This is a genomic window from Desulfofarcimen acetoxidans DSM 771 (genome assembly GCF_000024205.1).
In the GTDB taxonomy this organism is placed as follows: domain Bacteria; phylum Bacillota; class Desulfotomaculia; order Desulfotomaculales; family Desulfofarciminaceae; genus Desulfofarcimen; species Desulfofarcimen acetoxidans.
In genome coordinates this window covers 1,278,081-1,300,362 of record NC_013216.1, presented here as the reverse complement: position 1 = coordinate 1,300,362, position 22,282 = coordinate 1,278,081, and the positions used below count along the sequence as shown (strand labels likewise).

The 22,282-nt window shown below is 40.3% G+C and carries 16 protein-coding genes, 8 tRNA genes and 1 other RNA gene; 6 read left to right on the top strand and 19 right to left on the bottom strand.

Annotated elements, in window-relative coordinates:
• The 9 genes from DTOX_RS06190 to DTOX_RS06150 form a co-directional block, all read right to left on the bottom strand.
• Positions 1-3,018: an FAD-dependent oxidoreductase gene (locus tag DTOX_RS06190; protein ID WP_015756874.1), complete on the bottom strand. Its 3,018-nt coding sequence runs from the start codon at positions 3,016-3,018 to the stop codon at positions 1-3.
• 554 nt (positions 3,019-3,572) lie between these two features.
• The gene (locus DTOX_RS06185; RefSeq protein ID WP_015756873.1) at positions 3,573-4,367 is read right to left on the bottom strand and encodes a methyltetrahydrofolate cobalamin methyltransferase; all 795 of its coding nucleotides are present in this window, start codon (positions 4,365-4,367) and stop codon (positions 3,573-3,575) included.
• A gap of 45 nt (positions 4,368-4,412) precedes the next feature.
• Complete coding sequence (locus DTOX_RS06180; protein WP_015756872.1) at positions 4,413-5,363, bottom strand: acetyl-CoA decarbonylase/synthase complex subunit delta; 951 nt, start codon at positions 5,361-5,363, stop codon at positions 4,413-4,415.
• A gap of 40 nt (positions 5,364-5,403) precedes the next feature.
• Positions 5,404-6,162, bottom strand: a complete 759-nt coding sequence (locus DTOX_RS06175) for an ATP-binding protein (RefSeq protein ID WP_015756871.1) — start codon at positions 6,160-6,162, stop codon at positions 5,404-5,406.
• 35 nt (positions 6,163-6,197) lie between these two features.
• Entirely contained in the window at positions 6,198-8,081 is a 1,884-nt protein-coding gene (locus tag DTOX_RS06170) for an ASKHA domain-containing protein (RefSeq protein WP_015756870.1), read from the bottom strand.
• A 33-nt stretch (positions 8,082-8,114) separates the two neighbouring features.
• On the bottom strand, positions 8,115-9,443 hold the full coding sequence (gene acsC / locus DTOX_RS06165; protein ID WP_015756869.1) for an acetyl-CoA decarbonylase/synthase complex subunit gamma: 1,329 nt from the start codon (positions 9,441-9,443) through the stop codon (positions 8,115-8,117).
• A gap of 132 nt (positions 9,444-9,575) precedes the next feature.
• Positions 9,576-11,771: an acetyl-CoA decarbonylase/synthase complex subunit alpha/beta gene (gene acsB, locus DTOX_RS06160; RefSeq protein ID WP_015756868.1), complete on the bottom strand. Its 2,196-nt coding sequence runs from the start codon at positions 11,769-11,771 to the stop codon at positions 9,576-9,578.
• A 33-nt stretch (positions 11,772-11,804) separates the two neighbouring features.
• On the bottom strand, positions 11,805-13,826 hold the full coding sequence (gene cooS / locus DTOX_RS06155) for an anaerobic carbon-monoxide dehydrogenase catalytic subunit (RefSeq protein ID WP_015756867.1): 2,022 nt from the start codon (positions 13,824-13,826) through the stop codon (positions 11,805-11,807).
• Between the two features lie 127 nt (positions 13,827-13,953).
• The gene (locus tag DTOX_RS06150) at positions 13,954-14,724 is read right to left on the bottom strand and encodes an ATP-binding protein (RefSeq protein WP_422698393.1); all 771 of its coding nucleotides are present in this window, start codon (positions 14,722-14,724) and stop codon (positions 13,954-13,956) included.
• 751 nt (positions 14,725-15,475) lie between these two features.
• On the opposite strand from DTOX_RS06150, the gene DTOX_RS06145 reads away from it, so the two are divergent.
• Both DTOX_RS06145 and DTOX_RS06140 read left to right on the top strand, forming a co-directional pair.
• Positions 15,476-15,553 (top strand) — tRNA-Pro (locus tag DTOX_RS06145).
• 1 nt (position 15,554) lies between these two features.
• Positions 15,555-15,629: transfer RNA gene (locus DTOX_RS06140), tRNA-Gln, on the top strand.
• 118 nt (positions 15,630-15,747) lie between these two features.
• On the opposite strand, the gene DTOX_RS23615 is transcribed toward DTOX_RS06140, so the two are convergent.
• On the bottom strand, positions 15,748-15,897 hold the full coding sequence (locus DTOX_RS23615; RefSeq protein ID WP_015756865.1) for a hypothetical protein: 150 nt from the start codon (positions 15,895-15,897) through the stop codon (positions 15,748-15,750).
• A 156-nt stretch (positions 15,898-16,053) separates the two neighbouring features.
• Between DTOX_RS23615 and DTOX_RS06135 the strand changes: the two genes are divergently transcribed.
• Both DTOX_RS06135 and DTOX_RS06130 read left to right on the top strand, forming a co-directional pair.
• The gene (locus DTOX_RS06135) at positions 16,054-16,263 is read left to right on the top strand and encodes a 4Fe-4S binding protein (RefSeq protein ID WP_015756864.1); all 210 of its coding nucleotides are present in this window, start codon (positions 16,054-16,056) and stop codon (positions 16,261-16,263) included.
• A 142-nt stretch (positions 16,264-16,405) separates the two neighbouring features.
• A tRNA-Leu gene (locus tag DTOX_RS06130) sits at positions 16,406-16,492 on the top strand.
• A 69-nt stretch (positions 16,493-16,561) separates the two neighbouring features.
• On the opposite strand, the gene DTOX_RS06125 is transcribed toward DTOX_RS06130, so the two are convergent.
• The 7 genes from DTOX_RS06125 to ssrS form a co-directional block, all read right to left on the bottom strand.
• Positions 16,562-17,302, bottom strand: a complete 741-nt coding sequence (locus DTOX_RS06125) for a YkgJ family cysteine cluster protein (protein WP_015756863.1) — start codon at positions 17,300-17,302, stop codon at positions 16,562-16,564.
• A gap of 148 nt (positions 17,303-17,450) precedes the next feature.
• Positions 17,451-17,525, bottom strand: a tRNA-Cys gene (locus DTOX_RS06120).
• 7 nt (positions 17,526-17,532) lie between these two features.
• A tRNA-Gln gene (locus tag DTOX_RS06115) sits at positions 17,533-17,607 on the bottom strand.
• Between the two features lie 10 nt (positions 17,608-17,617).
• Positions 17,618-17,703: transfer RNA gene (locus DTOX_RS06110), tRNA-Tyr, on the bottom strand.
• Between the two features lie 5 nt (positions 17,704-17,708).
• Positions 17,709-17,784, bottom strand: a tRNA-Glu gene (locus tag DTOX_RS06105).
• Positions 17,785-17,787: 3 nt separating this feature from the next.
• Positions 17,788-17,863, bottom strand: a tRNA-Lys gene (locus DTOX_RS06100).
• Positions 17,864-18,023: 160 nt separating this feature from the next.
• Positions 18,024-18,205: non-coding RNA, 6S RNA (gene ssrS / locus DTOX_RS22035), on the bottom strand.
• 190 nt (positions 18,206-18,395) lie between these two features.
• On the opposite strand from ssrS, the gene DTOX_RS06095 reads away from it, so the two are divergent.
• Positions 18,396-18,614 (top strand): hypothetical protein, encoded by a 219-nt coding sequence (locus tag DTOX_RS06095; protein ID WP_015756862.1) that lies wholly within the window; start codon positions 18,396-18,398, stop codon positions 18,612-18,614.
• Between the two features lie 17 nt (positions 18,615-18,631).
• On the opposite strand, the gene DTOX_RS06090 is transcribed toward DTOX_RS06095, so the two are convergent.
• Both DTOX_RS06090 and DTOX_RS06085 read right to left on the bottom strand, forming a co-directional pair.
• Entirely contained in the window at positions 18,632-20,110 is a 1,479-nt protein-coding gene (locus tag DTOX_RS06090) for a VWA domain-containing protein (RefSeq protein WP_015756861.1), read from the bottom strand.
• The gene (locus DTOX_RS06085) at positions 20,100-21,188 is read right to left on the bottom strand and encodes a hypothetical protein (RefSeq protein WP_042315467.1); all 1,089 of its coding nucleotides are present in this window, start codon (positions 21,186-21,188) and stop codon (positions 20,100-20,102) included. Before DTOX_RS06085 ends, DTOX_RS06090 begins: the two co-directional genes overlap by 11 nt.
• 109 nt (positions 21,189-21,297) lie before the next feature.
• Between DTOX_RS06085 and DTOX_RS06080 the strand changes: the two genes are divergently transcribed.
• Positions 21,298-22,263 (top strand): AAA family ATPase, encoded by a 966-nt coding sequence (locus DTOX_RS06080; RefSeq protein ID WP_015756859.1) that lies wholly within the window; start codon positions 21,298-21,300, stop codon positions 22,261-22,263.
• Positions 22,264-22,282 lie beyond the last annotated feature (19 nt).

Sequence of the window (22,282 nt, the reverse complement as noted above, 5' to 3'; positions counted from 1 at the left end):
CTAAAGCGCACTGATCATAGCTACGATTTGCTCATTAGTAAATCCCTTAATATTTAATGCACCGCAACGGCAGGAGGAAGCACATGCTCCACAACCTTTACACAAAGCTTCGTTAACCACGGCAATCATTTTCTCAGTGTCAACGGCAATGGCCTTCGACGGGCATACCAATTCACAAACTCCGCAGCCTGCACATTTTTTATTATTAATATTGGCAATTTTACCTTCTGCCTGTACATTTTCTTTGCTTAAAGCAGTACCGGCTCTGGCAGCAGCAGCCTTGGCCTGAGCAACGTTTTCTTCAGTTGATTTCGGTCCATGGCACAAACCACACATAAACACACCGTCAGTACTAAAATCAACCGGACGAAGCTTTAAATGTGCTTCAAGGAAGAAGCCATCAGCATTTAAAGGCACCTTAAAGAACTGAGATAATTTTCCGTTATCCTTTTGCGGCACTATAGCAGCTGCTAAACAGATAATATCAGCTTCTATTTCAAGCGGCTGTCCTAGTACATGATCAGTTACAGTAACTTTTATAACGTCACCGACAGCCTCTACTACAGGTTTATTGTCAACAGAATAACGAATGAAGATAACTCCTTTGCATCTTGCTTCACGATAATTATCTTCAAAGAAACCATAAGATCTGATGTCACGGTACAAAACAAAGACATTGGCATCAGGGTTCTTTTCTTTAATCTTCAGAGCTAATTTAATAGATTTATTACAGCAAACACGACTGCAATATGGTCTTTCATTATCACGTGAACCAACACAGTTGATCAGAACAAAGTTTTTGGCATCTTTCACCTTAGCATCGCCGGAAACCATAGCTTCTTCCAGTTCCAACTGCGTAATAACTCTATCATTTTCACCATACAGATACTCTGTAGGTTTGTATTCCATACCACCGTTGGCAATAATAGTTACGCCGTGTTTAATTTCCTGTCCATCGGTCAGTTTAGTCAAATAATTACCCAGATAACCATGAACATCAGCTAAATCACTGTTCAGATAAACATCTATATTTGCGTGGTTGTTTACCTTACTTGCAAGATTAGCCACAAAGCCTTTAATATCCTCGCCTTTAAAACCAGTGGTTATACGATTTGCTATGCCACCCAGCTTTTCAGTTCTTTCCACTATGCTTACTTTATAACCTTGCTCAGCCAGATTTAACGCGTTAGTCATTCCAGAAACACCGCCACCGATAACAAGAGCACCGTGATCCATATCAAGTTCTTGCTCATATAACGGTGTTAGCAATTGGGCTTTAGCTACAGCCATTTTCACCAAGTCTTTGGCTTTTACAGTAGCTTTTTCCGGCTCATGCATGTGTACCCAGGAACACTGATCACGAATGTTGGCCATTTCGAATAAATACGGGTTAAGACCAGCTTCATGTAAGGTTTTTTGGAAAAGCGGCTCATGAGTTCTCGGAGTGCAAGAAGCTACAACAACACGGTTTAAATTATATTCTGCAATCTTTTCTTTTATCTGCACCTGAGCATCTTGTGAACAAACATACAGACTCTCCTGAGCATAAACTACACCAGGTAGTGTTTTGGCATATTCAACAGCACTCGGAACATTTACCACGCCACCTATGTTAATACCGCAGTGGCAAATAAATACACCGGTTCTAGGTATCTCACCATATACATTTATTTCCTCTGGATATTCCATAGTTTTAATCAATGTACCACGGGCTGATGCAAGTTGAACTGCGCATGCTCCTGCAGCAGCACTGGCTTCAATAACTGTCTCCGGAATATCTCTGGGGCCACTGAAAGCACCGGCTACATAGATACCTTCTTTAGATGTTTCGACTCCGGTAAGTTCTTTTGCCTCACAGAAATTGTACTTGTTAAGCTCAATACCAACTTTATTAGCCAGTTCCACCATATCTGAATTTGGTTTTAGTCCAATTGAAAGAACTACCATATCAAAAACGTCAGTGGTAATAGTACCATCTTCATTAGAATATCTGATAACTAAGTTTTTGTCTTCATTTTCGGTAACTTCATAAATTCTGGAGCGAACAAATTTTACGCCATGCTCTTCTTTAGCTCTGTTATAGTATTTTTCGAAATCCTTACCATAGGTACGCATATCCATAAAGAATATTGTAGTATCCAACGGATAATGAGCATGCTCTTTGGCAATTACAGCTTCTTTAATAGCATACATACAGCAAACTGCAGAACAGTAGCCGCAACCTTCTTTTTCATTTCTGGATCCAACACACTGGATCCAGGCAACCTTTTTAGGTTCCCTTTCATCAGCAGGTCTGATTAAATGACCGCCGAAAGGACCAGAAGCACTGAGCAAACGCTCAAACTCCAAACTTGTAACAACACCGGCAAATTTTCCATAACCATAGTAGGATAAAAGTTTGGCATCAAACTTTTCAAAACCAGGGCATAAAATAACGGAACCGACATTAATTTCTACTATTTCGTCTTGCATTGTGTGGTCAATAGCCCCAGCCTGACATACTTCCAGACATTTACCGCAAGCTTTTGGTTTTTTAATCTTCAAACAACTGCTGCCATCAATTGCAAAAGCATTTGGAAATGCTTGCGCATAAGGTTTGTAAATTGATCTGCGATCACGTAATCCTTGATCAAATTCGTCAGTAACTTTCTTCGGGCATACCTCAACACAAGATCCACAACCGGTACATTTTAATGGATCAATGAATCTTGCCTTTTTTAAGATAGTAACTGTAAAATTACCCGGTTCACCTTTAATGTCTTGAACTACTGAGGTGGTCATTACATCCACATTCAAGTGCCCACCACACTCAACCAGTTTGGGTGAGAGAATACACATTGAACAATCGTTGGTCGGGAAGGTCTTATCCAGCATAGGCATAACCCCACCGATAGCAGGTGTTTTCTCAACTAAGTAGACATAAAAGCCTGACTCAGCCAAATCAAGCGACGCCTGAATCCCGGCGATACCGCCACCCACTACTAATACAGACCCGGTTACTGGTTTTGATGTACTCATGTAAGCATCACATCCGTCCTCCTAGTATCAGCGTCTCATAAAAAAGATAATTTTGGTTACCGGCTATCTCATATTTAAGAGACATAACCGGACAGCCAAACTTTTTATTACTATAATATCTTTTGACACTTTTTACTTAGAATAATTTAAACTTTTTACTTAGAATAATTTAAATTAAGTCCAGCAGCACACAACCCCTAGCTGACTGTTTAGGGTCTTTTAGCCGTTTCACCTCCGTCTTAAACTAAAATCCCCTTAAGAATTCTCTAAATGTCAAAGCTTTTCCTTCATTTATTTTTAAAAAATTATAAATTTTTATGATGAAATATTTTAGAAAAATGTTATCCTTTCAAGCAATAAATAATTATTGACTATTTTGTCAATAAGTTATACTTATAATTAATGAGTATTTATTTGCCGACTCTTAAGGGGGACATACCTAGGCATTAGTATAATATTTATCATAATAGCTGTCAATTGCTTATAATTTTAAACATTAAAGGCGGTAACTGTAGTTACCGCCTTTAATGGAGAACATAAAATCTTAATAATGATTATCTTTGACGGAAAGTCTTCAGATAAGAATCACAATAAATATCCTTGTTCAGAAGAACATTAGCTGCAGCTGCTGCATCTACCAAATCATTGTCATTGGCATCAACAATAGCTGAATCAAGACCGCAAGCCATACACATTACTAAGAAAGTACGGTTAATTAACGGACGGTTAGTACATCTCTGAGATACGTTGCTCAAACCAAGAGTGGTCATCGGTGCCGGACTGGCTAACATTTTAATTTGACGTAAAGCAGCCAGAACTTCAGGAGCATGCTCTTGAGCTACGTTGCAAGGCAATGCGAGCGGATCAATAAAGAGATCCTGCATAGGAATTCCGTTCATATCAGCGTTAACAACCAATTCCATTGCTAAAGCAGCGCGATCATCAGCTGTTTTGGGAACGCCTTTTTCGTTCATAGCTAAACCGATGATTTGTGCATTGTATTTAGCAGCCATTGGCATATAGAGATCCATTTTAGCTTGCTCAGCAGTGGTAGAGTTAATCATAGCTTTACCTCTAGCAGCTTTTAAGCCAGCCTCAATAGCTATTGGATTAGTTGAGTCAATAGCAACAGGAAGTTTAGAAACTTCTTGGGCTAATTTAACCAGCCATTCCATAACAGCAGGCTGCTCATCTTTCATAACTGAAGCACCGGTGTTAATATCAAGAATGTGCGCACCGGCTTCTTCTTGCTTAACAGCCCACTCTTGAATGGGTTTAGGATCCTTAGCCTGAATAGCCTCTCTGATGTCAACAAACATACCATTAATCCGCTCGCCAATAATAATCATGCTTTTTCCTCCTTTATTCTGGTTTTATTTTCTAAATATAATATTTTAATAAGCGTTTGATTCCATCATTTTAGCAAAATGTACCCTCAACTGTTTTAAGGACTCAGGGTGACGCAATACAAATATTGCAGCACCTGCTTGTGCTAAAGTACATGCGGTAACAACTTCCCAGAGAATAGAGCGTTTAGCCTGCTCGCCCCACTCAGGAAACTCTTCTACAGAAGCTTTTGATTCTTTAGCCTTCCAGGTTTCTTGGCCTACATAAGCTATTACAGGGTTGCCAAGCATTTTGTCGCCCATAAGAGCACCAAGGCGCGCTCTTTCCATGATAGAGTAAGCATATTCAATACCGTAGCCAACAGCACCGCTCAGCGGATCCATTACAATACGCTCATTGGGAAGACCCATTTCAGTCATCAAAATGTTCATTTGCTTGGCCAAGTTAATATCCAAAGGACTTTGAGATACTACACTGTGACCGTAAACCATGCAAGCACCGGTTATTGACTTGAAATTTTCATTAGTTGCATTACCGAGTATACAGGTCTTACCTGCTAATGCTTCGGCTACTGCTTCCAGAACTTTTGCATCTTTCTCTTCAACACCACAACCCACAACAATCATGGGAACACTTATAGCGTCAGCTACAGCCTTAGCTGTTTTAGCGGCATCTTCAGGAGATGTATCACTGTTGTCAGGATGAGCGCTCATTAAACGCAGAGCTACCATATCAGCACCATATTCCACACACTTTTTAGCCCAGGCAACAGGATCGCTCATTACACCCTCATATGCAGCAGTAAGGTTTTCCGGCCATCCTTCCGGTACCATATCGAATACTTCTAAACAAAGAACCTGCTTATTCGGCATTTCGCCTTCAAAGTGCAAAAACGGTAATGTAGAATCTCCACCAATTTTTATGGCATTTGCTTCTGTACCTACGGTTATTTCTACGACTTTACTTTTATAGCTATCTTTAACGATATTAACAGCCATGTCTCCCGCTCCTTTCCGTTAGTTAACCATAATATGGGGTTTAAAGTATACTGGCTTTTTTTAATATATCAGTAACGGCAGCTACTACCGGTGAATCATCCGGCAAGGATACAAGCGCTTTACTGTGTAAATCATACTCACGTACCTGTGCATCCAGAGGAATTGTGCCTATTAACTCAATGCCTGTGCGATCAATTTCTGACTGCAAGGCCTCAATAGAACCTTCTTCAACTTTGGTAACAATCAGATACATTTTTTTAACAGTCAATTTTATTGAATCCACCAAATCCTTAACACGTTTTGCTGATCTAATTCCACGCGCACTTGAATCACTAACTACAAATAAAACATCTATATTTTGTGTGGTACGACGGCTCAAATGCTCCAAACCGGCCTCGTTATCCATTACCACGTAATCATAATCTTTGCTAAGTTCCGCAGTAAAACCCTTTACCAGGTTATTAGCAAAACAATAACACCCTGGGCCTTCCGGTCCGCCCATAACCATTAAATCCACATCATCACCTTCACTCAGTGATTGATGCACCTTATATTCAACAAATTGATCTTTGGTCATGCCGGCTGGCATAGGCTCCAAGTTATTATTAATTCTAGCCAGTAACTCTGACAGGGTATCTTTCACATTCAACCCTAAGGCCTCACCCAGATTTGCATTAGCATCGGCATCAACAGCCAATACTGGACCCTTGCCGTTTTTTATCAACTGTCGGATAACCAGTGATGAAAATGTAGTCTTTCCTGTACCGCCCTTGCCGGCTACTGCGATTTGAAATGCCATTATCCCACATCCTCTCAAAACGTTTACTGCAGTTATTATTCGCTCAGTGAAGGAAATAGTGTCATATCTGTATGTGGTATAAATAATGCAGAAACATACTCGTCCATAAAATCATTGCCTATACTAAGTTCCAGATAAGTCATTTTTGTAGCTAACTGCACAGCCTCATCACGTGCCGTTTTTGATAAAAGCACCATCTTGGCACCTTTGACTGAACTGTTACCGATATATTTATATTTTTCGAATTCCGCATCCGGCAACAAGCCAATGCTTATAGCGTCCTTGATGCTTATATGTCGACCAAAACCACCGGCGATTATAATTTCTTCAATGATCTCAATTGGCAGATCCATTTTTCTCAGCATGGTACGGATACCTGCAAAAACAGCACCTTTTGAACGTATAAGGTTTTTAATATCAACTTCCGATAATGCAATATCCTGACCGTTACCGGAATTCTCTTTTGAAACTATAACATATTCGGGTCCGTCGTCACCATTACGGATACGCTGGTTTGTTAAGTTGGATGAAAATTGACCTGTACGATCAATTATACCTGCTTTATGCATACCTGCGATACAGTCTATCAAACCCGAACCACATACACCCACGGGTTTGGCTCCTCCAACAGTTGAATACTCCACATCAAGTGTATCGCTTATCACATCTAATCGTTCAATGGCCCCGCGCATAGCCCTCATACCACATTTAATTCCACCGCCCTCAAAAGCGGGTCCGGCAGAACAAGCACAAGCCATCAACCAGTCCTGGTTACCCAAAACCATTTCTCCATTGGTGCCGACATCAATAAACAGAGTAACTTTTTCTGTTTTATCAATCCCGATAACCTGTGCTCCTGAAGTAATATCCCCGCCAACATAACTGGCAATACCAGGTATACAGTAGACCCACGCAGTTTTACAAATTTGCAGTCCGACCTCTTCTGCTCTAATCGGCTCAGGTATATTGATTGCCGGGGTATAAGGTTCCAATCTAATATACTTGGGGTCAATACCCAAGAAGAGATGCACCATAGTTGTATTACCTGCACAAACCGCATAGTTAATGACATTTATATCAATATGATTTTCCGATGCCAATTGAGAAATAAGCTCATTCAACGATTTGAGAACAGCATTTCTCAAATCTTCCATACCATTCTTCTCTTCCGTGGCATGTACTATTCTGGATATAATATCATCACCGTAAACAGCTTGCTGGTTATAGCTGCCTTTTTGAGCTATAGTCTGACCGCTTTCCAGGTCAACCAGATTTACCACAATGGTTGTTGTACCTATATCTATAGCCAGGCCATAATATTTCTGATAGTCCCAACCAGATTCAACAGCAGCAATTTCTGTATAGCCTAAAACATCGGCCAGAGACACTGTAACCTTCCACTTTTCTTTCCTTAGTATTCCCGGTATATTGCTGACAGTATTTAAACTTACACGCAAATTTTCAATCCCGGTCTCTTTGCGGACAGCCATTTTTAATCTCTCAATATCATCCATACTATCAGTAAGGCTAGGTTCAGGAAGCTCTACTTTAATCTTTTTAAACAAGGGATCAACGCTTGTCTGGCTAACAGCCTCACCCACTGTTTCTTCTTCTAAAAGCACCTGATGTTCACTCAGTCTTGATGCTTCAGGAACCTCAACAACAAGATCACTCTCTGCGGTAGTCTGGCATGCCAGAACATATCCCCCGGCTAATTGTTCCTTTGTCAACTTGCCGGTCTGCTTTGTTGTATAATTGCCTTCCTTGATAATTACCTTGCAGCGCCCGCAGGTTCCGTCTCCTCCACAGGAACCTTTTACTAAAATTCCTGCTTCGGCAGCAGCTTGCAAAAGATTAACTTCTTCTGTAATAAAAACCTTCTTTTTATCAGGAAGAAAGCTAATATTAAATTTTTGCATGTTATCGGACCCTTTCATCAATAAAATTAAAGCTTACACCCAGCGTTGCTTCAGGAATGAGGGAATCCCGCCGGAATCATATGGACCTACCAACACTTCCCAACCGGATATCTCAGCAAGTTTACCGCTCAAAACTGCTACACCACCGGGGAGGATAAGCTTCTTATGATTAACTTTATCTTCAATGCCACTCTTCTTAATTAATTCTGTGATTGAATCCGGAGTAAGTTTACCAGCTGCCCAAGCAGTCAATACTGAGGTACCGTCAGAGTCAACCGGCAATATATAGGCCGGGATTCTGGCAGCTTCAACATCACCCTGTACACAGAAATAGGTTAATGAGAAGTTCGTTGTAACAAATACAGGAGCATCCGGTCCCGGTTCACCAACTGCGTAGAGCTTGGACTCAACAGCAATCGGCTTTTGCGGGTCAGTATAAATATTCAGGCGCAGTGTAATTAACGGTAAGATTTCAGCCGGATCAGCAGTTGACAGCACAACTACACCTGCATACTTGGAAATATACACACTGGCATCCAAAACAGCTTGAACCGGATCTTCGCTGGTAACGATAGCGATAGTTGGGTAACCAAACGGGCGGAAACGCTTATTAATAGCAAGACGCCTGATTTGTGTTTGGTCAGCCAACATTTTATTAACTTCACGAGCACCTGAATCTAAGATTAATTGCTTGCAACCCAGAGCACTTACCTTTTCAGAAAGGTCAGCTAATTCATTTATGTCAGCGCCTTTCACAGCTAACGGACATTCATATTTCTTAGCCAATTCAGCCATAGCTTCATAGTTAGCAGCTGTAGCAGCATAAATTAAAGGTTTCTTAGAACCGGCAACTTCCAGAGCCGCTCCCATTGCTGCAGCGTCTTCAGTGCAAAGAGCCAGAGGGAACTCAGTGTTTTCTTGTGCTGTTTTTACTGCATCTGCAAACTTAGCAGCATCACCGGAAGCATTTATAACAGCAACCATGTTAACGCTGAATAACATGCCTACGCGGTCAAATACAAGCTTATTAACAGCTTGAACCTTAGCAGCAACATCTTCAGTATCATTTACGGAAATAGTTATAGCTGTCGGATGTTCAAAACGCTTGTCATGACGGAACAGTACAGTTTCATTACCTAGCTGAATCTCTTTTTCACCGGTACCAATCTTAACCAGTGCAACCGGCGGTGCTGAAGCAGCTTCCAAAGCCTCTTTGGCAGCTGAACTTACATGAGGACATCCGTCTAATCCCGCTTTACCTGCAGCAATTTGCATGGCAAAAGCCAAGCAGGTAGCCTGACCACAATCCTTACAGTTCGTTTTTGGTAATTGTTTAAAAATGTCTAAACCTGTTAAACCCATTTTCCCGTCTCCTTTCGTGATTAATATACAGTTACGGTTTTATAGTTATGTCAGAAAGACACTCTGCGTTTTTATTTATTACAGAGTATCTTTCCGACAAATATATAACTGATTAATTTATATAAATATTATTTAAAAGAGTGAATCCATTGTTAATGCCGGGTGTCCTTTTTCTTCAAGAAACGGCAGGATTTCTTCACCGGATGAACCAATGGTTTCATCTGCAATCTTATCAACGAAATCTTCACCAAGTCCTTCTTCTATAGCTCTTTCGGTGAGGCCTTCGCGTAATAAATCCTTTAAGGCCTTAGGCATCCAAACAAGGCGAGCCATTCCGCCGTCAGCCGGTACAAATTTCTTGGAGAGCAGATAGGATTTACCGATACCCATGAAACCGGGCATTTGAGCGCCGCCACCCATCATACCTGCTAAGGTGGAGAAGGTCATGCCGGACGGAGTCATTCCGCTGTGCTCACGAGGCACCACCATAAAGCCGTTGCACTCGGGCACCATGGCCATGATAGCTTCAAAGCAACCGCAGGAGGTCATCGGGTATTCCATAATGGTATAGAAATTAACCTTCTCTACGCTGCGCTGTGAATTTGAGAAAGTATACTCGTTAAAGGATTCCCATTGACCCTTAACCGGATCGATAACCGCGCCTTTAGGAATCGGCTGGTTAGCGCCATGCGGGTTAATTTCATAGGCAGCCTTACCGTCTAGCCAGCTTACTGCACCGCAAAGACCAACACGCTCAGGAGCTACCACGCAAACGTGGGTCGGAGCAAAGGTCTGGCAGAGCAGGCAGGAGTAGAAGGTGTCAACGCCTTCGTCAGTTAATTCTTTAAGACGTGCGTCACGCTTAGCATAGTAACCGCGGGCTACATCACGCATTTCCAAAACTTTTGCTTCATCGGTGATAAGGGTTATCTTAATCCTGTCTACAATAGCGGAGAACTCGGACTTAAACTTGGCATAAAGGATATCTCCGATATGTCTCATGCGGAAACCTTTAGCATAAGCATCTTTACTGATCCTGACCCACATCAAATCACGCTGGGCCACGTGCCAGAGTCCTTCACCGTAGTTGGTAAAGTAGTGTACCCGGCGTTCCAGAACAGGCTCGAAGTCTTCCTGCATTTTACGGCCGTATACATCAACTACAATACCTATAGGCAGTTGAGTTCCCGGCTCCAGCCCGTCAATATCAGGACCGATTAGTTCAATAGTTCCGTCTTCGATGTCATCTCCGGCCATACGCACCAGTTCAAAGCCAGGTGTTCTCTGTCCGCCGAATTCAACGAACATATCTTTCTTACGCAGGCTCTCACCTTCAAAGGCGGGACCAACCATAATCGGCACATCAATATCAATAGCTGTAATTTTGACGCCGCGAACTTCCAGTGCAACTTGAACAATTTTATCATAATCTGGTTCTGAAATAAACCATTCAGGAATTTGCTTGTCTTCCGGCAATACCTGGTCGGTAATAACCGGGAAACCAACGTTGATGGCACCCATAGCGGCTGCCGTTTTAACCATGTCATGCTCACCGAGATATAGAATAAAGGCCAAAACACGGCGGCGCTGGTAATCTTTTTGAGCTTCATAATCGCCCGGCTTAATGCCGCCGAACATCATACCTGCACGCAGAGCATAGTTAGCAGCATGTACAACCTGGGTGAAGTTGCCCAGAGGGTAGGCAATATAGTCAATACCCAACTTTACATTTTCTTCCATACACTGTTCGATGATTTCATCGCTGAGGAAGAGCATCAGGCCTTTAGCCATTAAACTTGTAACGATTTTTTTAGCTGAGGCACTGTCTTTAGCACGACCCAGTATAACTGCTTCACCGGGAATGGTCCAGTCAACCATCTTGGTACCGTAGGAACGAACTACCGGGTCACCGACAAAGCCAGTCCAAGGCTTAACGTGCAAGGGGCTTTCCGGTGTATTTTGGATATAACGAACTGCTTCAATGATATCAGCCGCATACCAAGTAGCCTCACCCCAGAAACGGGCATTTTCAAAGGTTTTGGCCTCTTTAATTTTGGCCCGCATTCTGTTTAATACGGGGACACAGTCACCCAGAGTTTTAATTTCCTCACCGCTTAAGCAGCGAATTACCGGGAGATAGTAGGCAGTATCGGGATAGCCTATCTGCTTATCCTTCCCATATGTCCGAATAGCCTGATTCAAAAGAATCTCAGCATAACTAAGTGCAGTAATTGTACCTTCATAAGCCTCTTTGAAAAGCTTTTTAGGTTCCTTTCCCGGCTCTATAGCGCCTTCAAAGATTTGATCAAAATTGATCGCTTCAGACATTCTGAATCCTCCTTTCAATTTAGAGATATATATTTAATAAAGCTGACAAAGCTCTGTTTCAAGGTCTTCTGCAACACTCTTGTGCAAACGAAGTTTCCAGGTTCTGTATTCTAATGCAGCAAGCATCTTCTTCCAAGAAGCTTCAATATCCGTTTCCAGGATGAAGTATCCACCGAATACATCACCGGCAACCTGGGTGAGAACGCTGTAAATTAAGTCACAACCTTCAACCGGCGGCATTGTACCAACTTGAGTCGGTAAGCCAAGTGCCACACACCAGGTACCGATACTGGTAGCCTTACCACTCATGGCTTCCGGCGCAGAACCAATAAACGGAACCTTCGGCACATCGACACCAAGATCATCAGCCATCCTACATACCATTTCAGCCATACGTGAATAATCCACACAAGAACCCATATGCAGTACCGGAGGCATACCATACTGCAAATTAGCCTTCTCAGTTATACGCTTGAAGAAGCTCTTTAAGCCATCTCCACAATATTCATCAATGCAAGCCGGATCCATTAATCCAAACTTCGCACAAGCTTGAGCGTTACATCCACCTGAGACTACAAATACGTCATTTTTAAGCATTTGCTTGACTATTTCAATATGTGCCTCATCTTGCATGGTTTTTAAGTTACTGCAACCAATTACAGCGGCTACACCTTTAATTTCACCACTCAGAATAGCATCATTTAAAACACGAATTGGATTTTCCGGATTAACACTGGCAAATACATCTAATATAGCTTCCAAACTCCAACCAGCAACAACTTTTTGCTTAAACTGAGGAATATTAACCGGACGATCGGCACGCTCGTTAAAAGCTTCGATTGCCATTGCAATAATTACTTTGGCATCTTCCATAGCCGATTCTTCTCTTAGTTCAATATGAGCAGTACCAGGAATCTTAACAAGATCAGTTGTTGTGATTAATTTTGTATGGAAACATTCAGCTACTGGAGCTAAACCAGGCATAATGCACTGTACGTCTACTATCATAGCATCAACAGCACCGGTGCAAATAGCTAATTCTTGAGATGAGAAGGAAGTACAAATAGGAACTCCCTGACGCATCAGAACCTCGTTACCTGTACAACAAATACCTGAAAGCTGAATACCTTCAGCACCGGCAGCCTTAGCTTCACCTTCCATCTCACGTGCTGCAGCAACAATCATTTCACTCAGTAACGGGTTGTGGCCATGGAGAATAATATTAACTTTATTTTTGTTAAGCACACCCATATTGGCTTCACTTAGCACCGGTTTAGGAGTTCCGAAAAGAATATCGGACATATCTGTGCAAACCCATTTGCCTTGCAGGTCGGCTAATCCAACACGAACCGCGCTGAATACCAGGTTAATAGGATCATTGTCCATACCTACGTGAGCCTGAGTTACCAAATCAGAAATACATGCATGAACACCATGAGGCATAACATTGTGGGTTTTATATTTATTAATACGTGCTGCAGTTAAGTTTTTAGTTAACCAGAGACTGTCGCCTTCACCTTTAAGCCTACTGAACTCTTCCAGAGCCAGTTCAGAAAGCTCTTTGGCCAGTTGCATATCGTCTTTACTTTCAAGAGCGATACCATATCTTTCGCAGAGTCTACGTAATTTAGCAGAATCTTTAATGCTATAATCCGGGGCATGGCCTTCGGCTACCATATGCACAGTATGAGAAATATGATTACCATGTTGTCCATGAGATGCACAACCGGTTAAGATCATAACACCTACACTACGAGCAACAATTGTCCAGGAACTGGCACCGCAAATACCTCTGCTTCCGGGACCCTCATCTGATTTAATACGGCAGGGACCCATCATACAAATGCGGCAGCAAATACCTTTGTAACCAAATTGGCATTGGGGCTGCTGGGCTACAACCCGGTCAAAAGCAGTAATGACGCCTTTTTCTTTAGCTACATCAAACATTTCCAAAACTGCCGGATCAACGGACCGCCTAAAATTCTTGGGGTCAACAACCCTCGGCGCTTTGTCTGACGGCCGACAAGTAAGACTGGTGTCTTTAAACCTTGGCATTAGCTTTAACCTCCTTAAATATAGAGTTAAGTAAACAATACATGCTGCTAGTGATGGATGATAATAAGGTTCTGGGCAAAAACTTATTGATAATCCACACTAAAATTTAAAAGTTTAAGGACAATCCTTACCCAGCTACTTCTTTAATTATTTTTTGTTGAATTTTTTCCATATCAGAAAGCAGCTTTTGGGATGAAACACTAACTTGCTCTTGCATGGCATTGTCCCAAACATTTTCGTCAAACTCAATAAATCCAAGTATTTCATTATTTGTAAAACTACCGGCAATAAACTCCTTGTCTTTTTCTGTTCTAATCTTATTACCGATAATCATAACCCTCTTAATTCCCAAATCAGAAGCCATCTTCTGCACAGATTTGGCTGTGTTGACACTGTTTCTGCTGGGCTCTACCACCACCAGCATCATGTCCACACCTTTGGCAGTACCACGGGAAAGATGTTCAATTCCAGCACTCATATCTAAGATTACAACATCGTTATGATCCAGAAGAAGTGAGGTAACAATAGCATACAAAAAGGTATTTTCTCTACAATAACAGGAAGAACCGCCTTTCTTTATTCCTCCCATTCTCAAAAATCTTATATTATTGTGTTTAATGCTGTAGTCGTCTATTACATCATCAACCTTGGGATTAAGATTATAAAAAACCCCTTCTCCCGTTTTCGATGTTATCACATCTTTCATTTCCACCATAGGCTTAAGGTTATTAATAGCCTCATCCGGAATTCCCACAGCAGCAGCTAAACAAGCGTCCGGATCAGCATCAATGGCATAAACATTCTGATGAGTCTTGGAAAATAATTTGACCAGGGCCGAGGATATGGTTGTCTTTCCTACTCCGCCTTTGCCTGAGATTGCTAGTTTCAATATTATCACCTCTTATAGTGTTATATTAATTAGTCAGTATTTTTTGCAGAGTTTATTAAAAACAATTACCCCGGTGGGACATTTTATCTTATAGGTAGGAGTCAATGAAAAACATCTTATAGCATTATAAGAATTTTGATTTTAATGTTTCTACAAAGCCTATAAAAAATCCTTCTTAAGTTTAAGAAAAAGTTTAAAAAATCTGATAAAACTGAAATTGCAAATTTGTAAATAATTCTGAATATAGCTTTTCCAAATATTATTGTAGCTTATTTGCTTGAACATTACAATATATATATCTTACGCAATTTGAAATTATGAAAATTATTCTCGAGAAACTTAATATAAGAATCAGCAGCCGGATCTCTACATATAGATATTTGCTATTAAGATATCACTAAATATGGTGGTTTTCATCAAAAGCTCATTATTAACTGAATCTTATAGTTCAAAATCTTAACCCACATGTTAAAATAAGAAGAGTTGGCCAAAACAGACTATTTTTCTCTTTAATGCCTCTGAGTGAAAAAAAAGTAAAACACAATAAAACAAATAGTATGGAAAATTTACCATTATACACAGTTTTAATATGTTTCGATGTATATATTATATTTCTTCGGGAATAATTGTAATACTCCGCTTTGGTGAGTTCTATCTCTCCCCGTCCAGCTGTACTGCTGGACATTTTTTTTAATACTTATTCCATTAAACCTTGACTTAGAGACATATTTTAGTTATAATATTTCTTGCATCAAATAAACGGGATGTAGCGCAGTTTGGCTAGCGCGCCTGCCTTGGGAGCAGGAGGTCGGGGGTTCGAGTCCCTTCATCCCGACCATTGGGGTGTAGCCAAGCGGTAAGGCAGCGGTCTTTGGAATCGCCATTCGTTGGTTCGAATCCAGCCACCCCAGCCAAAAAATGAGAGGCATACGCCTCTCATTTTTATTTTAGCTTATCTAAACTAAAGCTTGTATTGGTTCTAAAGCCTTACCCGGGTTCTCTTTATCCAAAACTATTTTAAAAAATAATATTTTAAACACTAGGCCTGTTAGGACCGTTTAAAAGTTGTCTCTTTTTATTGTCAGGAGCTCTCCCAGTCTTCCATACCGGTCTATATCCGGCAGTTGAAGGGTTTCGTGTTTCCTGCTCTTCGCGAAGAAAACCTTGCACGCGTTTAGCCATTTATTATTACCTCCTGGTCTTTTTATATTTGTTTTTCTTTATATATTTTGTGTTATCAGAAAACATTTTATTTTTAAAAAATTAGGCAGGATTTTAGTGCTGTCTGTAGAATTGACTGTATATTAATAAATTTAAAAGATTGAGGAGGTTACACTCATGACTGCTGAAAAAAAGACCTACAAGTTTGATTATGTTATCAATGCTGCTGATTGCTGGGCCTGCGCCGCCTGCGAAATGGAATGCGCTGACAACAGCGTGTACGTTGACGACAATGCAAACTATGCTATTAACAGTAATAGCTGTGTGCGCTGCGGTAAGTGTTTCAGAGCATGCCCGGTAGGTGCTATCGCCCGGGTAAAAAAATAATTAGGCATCTTCATTTTTAGCATGGCAGGCTTACGGTAAAAACGTAAGCCTGTTCTACATTTATAATTTTTAATTTTGATATAACTTTTTCTTGCAAAACACAAGTAGCTGAGTTATAATTATGATCGTTGATTAAGAGTTTGCGGTAGTGGCGGAATCGGCAGACGCGCTAGATTCAGGATCTAGTGAGCAAAAGCTCATGGAGGTTCAAGTCCTCTCTACCGCACCAAAAAGAGAACGACTCCCTTAGGCTAAGGGAGTCGTTCTCTTTTTACTTTTTAAGATTGGATTAAGCACTTTAAAACTCAAACTTCTTTCCTTTTTCTAAAAATTCTTTCAATAAATCACTTTGCTTGTTCTCCAAATACTCTTTCATAACATCCGGTTTCTTTTTATTTGCTCTCAAACCAATAACTGTATCGGTAAAATGCTTGTAGAAAGGTATGTAGTTATCATTATCCATAATAATTTCCAGTGAGAACATTCTCCTTTCTACAGCAATTAATTTATTCATAATTGAAGTAATGTTTTTTAAACCAAGTTTTTTACCTTGCAAGGGTTGTACTTCTTCACAATAATATGGCTTAAACTTCATAACCTCATCAGGAATTATTATTCCATGCTGCCGCCAGTAATTTTTTACTTGTTCAAAAATACCTTTTGTGAAATCCATTTCAAATTCTTCCTTTGATTTATGACCAAAGACTCTACAATTAAAAGGTCTTATCTGATAAATCATGCATTGATTATCCTCACCTAAAAACGGGCAATTGAGAGAAGGTTCAACCAGATCAAGAAAATAATTTGTAATACATTTATCTACGATTTCTGCCCAATGAAATTTTAAACTGTCTCTGACATACTTATAAATATTAATGTATTCAAGCAAGGAAATTCTGGGATTATCTGCGCAACATTGACCGCACCTGCCGCATTTTAACGAAGGTATTTCATTATATACCTCTTCTAGAGCTTTAAAAACCTGGTTTTCATCAGCAAAGCCAATACCGTTATAAATTTCAATTTTTGTTAGATGCAAAATTTTCACTCCTCTTTTTCTTAATATCTTCTATGCCGAATCACAAATACCTCTTGTATTCCGTGAACCGGGCGCTAAAAAATCAAATTCTTTACTAAACAGCAAAATCACCCGGTTTTCACAGGTGATTAAAATTTTCTTATTGATTTGGAGGCGGCACCCAGATTTGAACTGGGGAATGGAGGATTTGCAGTCCTCTGCCTTACCACTTGGCTATGCCGCCGGGCAATTGGCTGGGGTGGCTGGATTCGAACCAACGAATGGCGATTCCAAAGACCGCTGCCTTACCGCTTGGCTACACCCCATTAATAGTGGTGGTGGAGGAGGTAGGATTCGAACCTACGAAGGTGTCTACCGGCAGATTTACAGTCTGCTCCCTTTGGCCGCTCGGGAACTCCTCCAAGAATGGTGACCCCACCGGGATTCGAACCCGGGTTACCGCCGTGAAAGGGCGGTGTCTTAGACCGCTTGACCATGGGGCCGCTTGGTGACCCATCCGCGACTCGAACGCGGGACACCCTGATTAAAAGTCAGGTGCTCTACCAACTGAGCTAATAGGTCATAATAAGTATTTCTTCTCAATGCAGCGACATTTATTATGTTAACATATTATTTTATTTAAAGCAACACCAAATTTGTTTTTCTAAATAATTTTTATAGTTACATTTCATTATTATTGCAATGCAAAAGATCCCGGGCAGTAGAACCCGGGATCTTTAAAAGACTCCCACCTTGCCGTTAACTCTTATTGTTTTTAGAAAACCCACCCTCATAGGTGGGTGCCTGGCTGATTTCCTTTGTCTTCCTCAAAACCACAAGGCCCGACATACTTTATCAGACCAAGGCTCCCTTTTGTTTTCTGTAGGTTAAAAACTAACAAGATCACGCACAGAGCAGGATGTTTACAGTCTATAAGTTTATTAAATTTTTTTATTTATCTTACAATATGAATTATAATCCTAAAAAGCAACCTTGACAATAAATAAATTATCCCATCCAGATAAATTTTTAACTTACTTTCTATATTTACTTCTGCCAATATCAGACATAATACCTAACTCAGATACATATAATTCTTTCAGGAGGTGTTAGAATGAGTATAACTTATGTACGGTTATCTACTTCATCAACTATCAAAGAAAAGTTGGATATATTGATACAAGAAAGCGGTAAATCAATTGATGAAATAGTAAACCTGGCACTGGAAAATTACTTGAAAAATGGCTGCAATCTACCTTCAAGAACTATAAACGAAACAACTAATCTAAACGACGGCGATGATGACAAATATTTAAATGCCGTCATAGATTAGCTGCAGCCAAAAATTTTTTAAAATATTCTCTGCATTGCCGATTCTAACTGTTTAAGATTGCGACACTCAAACACATACTGGCAATAGGGCTCATAAATATTGATTATACAGTCTTCTGTAGACCATTTTTCCTTGGGTGAAGGATTCAACCAGATTAGTTTCCGGCAAACTTCACTTATTTGAGCAAAGTATTCCTCGTTTGCTGGGTTCCAATTATTGCGGGCATCCCCAAGCACCAATACAATAGTTTCGCGTGTAATTATATTAATATATTGTCGTGCAAACTGCTGCCATACTTGTCCGTAATTTGAGAAATTAGTTTTTGCTATTTTGGTTTTTTCTAATATTTGTCTTATTTCCCAGTTAATATTTTCTCCTTTTATAAACGAGGTGGTTTCTGCTATGCAATCAATAAAAGCAAAGGAATAGACCTTGTTAAAACTCTTGTGCAGCGCATAAACCAATTGCAAAATGAATTCACTAAAAAGCGCCACAGAACCGGACAAATCATAAATTACTACTATTTCCGGCCTATCCGGTATCCGCTGTCTGCAGCAGAGCAGCAGCGGTACTCCTCCGGTCTGCACAGCCTTTGATGCGGTACGCCTTAAATCAATCATACCCCGGCGTGCTCTGGCATATCGATAGCTATTTCGTGTTGCTAACCTGTGTGCCAATCTCCTCAAACTGTTTCTTATTTCTTCTACCTGCTCTTCATCGAGCAGGTTAAAATCCATTTCTTTTGCATTAACATGCCTGGCCACCTCTTGGATACTCTCCTGTGGCCATTTTTTCATCAATGCCTCTTCAAGTTCCCTACGCATTATTTTTTTCAGCAGCTTTTCATTTTCCTGCCAAACAATTGATTCTGAATCCTTTGATAATTCTTTTTGTTTAGACAACCGGTGCCGCACTTCCGCCAATCCAATGATGACTTTCAGTTCTTGCAAAGCAACTGAAAACTTCGGTAAATTCTGTTCCTTAAGAGCTTTCAGCTGATCAACCTGCCCTTTAATAAAAGCTTTAAGAAAATCTGGTTCACCCTTCTTCAGTAATAATAGCAACTGATCAGCAGTTGAAAGAGCAGGTTTTAGTGGCCGGCCGCTGCCGGATCCGCCCATCCCCTGGCCACCCAAACTATTGCATTTTTCCTGATATTGGGCCTTCTCAATAGTTATAGTATTTTTTAGTTTGATAAAATTCTCAATAAATTTACCCGGTTCCCAGCAAGGAGGCTTATTCATCATTTCTTCCCTTTGAAAAACCACAGCGTCTTCCTGCTCAAGCCGAGTATAAAAGAATAAATTAAATAGTTTTTTTAAAGCTGCAAGATCCTTTTCCTCTTTTACTATAGTTGCTGACATGTTAAAAAAAAGCCTTTCCTTCTGCCAGCCTAACAGCTCAATGGAAGTCAACAAATCTACAATTTCACTGGAGGCTATTGTAAGACCTGCGGAACGGCATAAATGTATGAACTGCGTTATTTTATACAGCACAGTCTTTCACCTTGCTTAAAAATTCTCGCATCTGACCGTGAATAGCTATGATAGAATTAACAACAAACTCCCTATCCACATTTAATTCAGTCAGATCAATATTTTTTTCTAACTGCAAAAGGCCTAATTTAATATTGTAAACAACTCGGAAACCATTGTTCCTTGAGAAATGATAAAACTCATGATCTTTTTGAAAACCCAGTTCTTTAACCAATTGGTTAGGATCAATAATGATATTTTGCATTTGTGCTTTGATTTCCAGAGTGGTCAAATCAAGAAATTCGCACAATAAGCTAAGAAGCTCAGAAGTCAGAACCCTGGCTTCAAAAAAATAAACATTATAACTGCTTTCACCGCTTTGTTCTCTGAAAGAAATATAATTGTTTTGGCTGAAGACCAGTTTAATTTCATCTGTTTCAGGCAAATATTCCAAATTGGCCTGAATATTAACATTATTTATGAGTTGAGAACATCTCAGTAAACTAATTTTTCCTGAGGACTCAATATACGGCCCGCTTACTGAAGGCTCTTCCATCCTTATAAAATCTGCGCAAAAGGGCATTAAAACATGATGAAAGACAATATTTTCAATACATTCACGGGCATAATATTCAGTTTCCCTATTTATAGTTTCAAATTTGACCCGGCAAACTGCCACCTCACCCTCAACCATTAAATAGCACCTTGCCAATACTGCTACATCGCGAGAACGCCATTTAACTTCAAAATTACCCGCCAGCTCAGAATTTTCTAGATTCAAATGCTCAATAGCCGAAAGCTCCGGGATAATATCAGTTATGGGTCTAGCCCGGGTCGTAATCAATAATTTTTGCTCTGAGTAGGGCTCATAGTAAGTAGGAGAATAAACATTCGGTCTGATTGAAAACAATAGCGGGACTATTTGATCAGCTCGATCCCATGAACGAATTTCAAAGAGCAAATAATCATTGCTTATTTCTAATCTCAAACCAGGTACTTCCACAACTGTCCCACTTGCCTGCACACCTGACTGATTGGCCAAGAAGGTTAATATATCGGCTTTTTTACTTACATTTCTGGTCAGCAATTCAATCTTCAACAATCTCTCTCCCTACTGGTTTTATTACATGATTGATTTTATGATATAAAATCTTTGTTGCCACAATATTCACAAATTTATGTTATCATAAAGAAGGGGGTGTAGGAAGATGGAATTGTTTCAGAATCATGATTTAATTAGGGACAGCCTGGCTCGCCAGTCCTATCTTGCCAGCGAAAAAACTGCTGTTGCCGTTTACTTAGCCTGGCACCTGCGAAAACCTCTTTTAGTTGAAGGACCCGCGGGAGTGGGTAAAACGGAACTAGCAAGAGCAATTGCCCAGGCTATGCAAACAGAACTGGTGCGATTGCAATGTTATCCGGGTTTGGATGAGGCTAAAACACTGTATGAGTGGCATTATCAAAAACAATTATTGTACATTCAATCCAACCGACAGGAGGGTAAATTTTGGCAAGAGGTTCAAAAAGATATTTTTTCTGCCGAGTTTTTGCTGTCAAGGCCATTATTAAAGGCATTTATGGCTAAAAAACATGTGGTTATGCTGATAGACGAATTAGATAAGAGCGACGACGAATTGGAGAGCTTTCTTTTGGAGGCACTTTCCGACTACCAGGTTTCTATACCCGAATTAGGTACAGTAAAGGCAAGGCATATCCCCCTTGTAATACTTACCAGCAACAACACCAGAGATTTCAGTGATGCTATGAAAAGGCGCTGCTTGCATCTCTATATACCTTATCCAACTATTGACCAGGAGATAGCCATCATTTTAATGAAAATTCCACAAATAAAGAAAAAACTAGCTGCCAGGATGGTCGAATTTATTCAAACCTTACGGAAGATGCCTTTAAAAAAGACACCCAGTATAGCCGAAACTCTGGATTGGGCAAAAACCCTAATTCTACTCAACAGCGAAATGGATCGTAAGGCTGTCGCTATTTCCTTAAGCGTATTACTTAAATACGAACAGGATGTAGCTACGGTGGAAAAAAAATTAGACAGCTTGCTGCCTGACAACCCCGACACAGAAGAAGATGAGGCTTTTGCAGAAGAACCGCCTGTTAATGAAAAAAAACACGAGCAACCAGAATGGCTGTCCCGCTTTGAATTTTGATTATATTTTTATTTAAGTA

Coding starts and splice junctions, on each gene's coding strand:
- acsC (WP_015756869.1), bottom strand. CDS start 9,443: ATGGGTTTAACAGGTTTAGACATTTTTAAACAATTACCAAAAACGAAC.
- DTOX_RS06190 (WP_015756874.1), bottom strand. CDS start 3,018: ATGAGTACATCAAAACCAGTAACCGGGTCTGTATTAGTAGTGGGTGGC.
- DTOX_RS06175 (WP_015756871.1), bottom strand. CDS start 6,162: ATGGCATTTCAAATCGCAGTAGCCGGCAAGGGCGGTACAGGAAAGACT.
- DTOX_RS06080 (WP_015756859.1), top strand. CDS start 21,298: ATGGAATTGTTTCAGAATCATGATTTAATTAGGGACAGCCTGGCTCGC.
- DTOX_RS06180 (WP_015756872.1), bottom strand. CDS start 5,363: ATGGCTGTTAATATCGTTAAAGATAGCTATAAAAGTAAAGTCGTAGAA.
- DTOX_RS06095 (WP_015756862.1), top strand. CDS start 18,396: ATGAGTATAACTTATGTACGGTTATCTACTTCATCAACTATCAAAGAA.
- DTOX_RS06185 (WP_015756873.1), bottom strand. CDS start 4,367: ATGATTATTATTGGCGAGCGGATTAATGGTATGTTTGTTGACATCAGA.
- DTOX_RS06170 (WP_015756870.1), bottom strand. CDS start 8,081: ATGCAAAAATTTAATATTAGCTTTCTTCCTGATAAAAAGAAGGTTTTT.
- acsB (WP_015756868.1), bottom strand. CDS start 11,771: ATGTCTGAAGCGATCAATTTTGATCAAATCTTTGAAGGCGCTATAGAG.
- DTOX_RS23615 (WP_015756865.1), bottom strand. CDS start 15,897: ATGGCTAAACGCGTGCAAGGTTTTCTTCGCGAAGAGCAGGAAACACGA.
- DTOX_RS06135 (WP_015756864.1), top strand. CDS start 16,054: ATGACTGCTGAAAAAAAGACCTACAAGTTTGATTATGTTATCAATGCT.
- cooS (WP_015756867.1), bottom strand. CDS start 13,826: ATGCCAAGGTTTAAAGACACCAGTCTTACTTGTCGGCCGTCAGACAAA.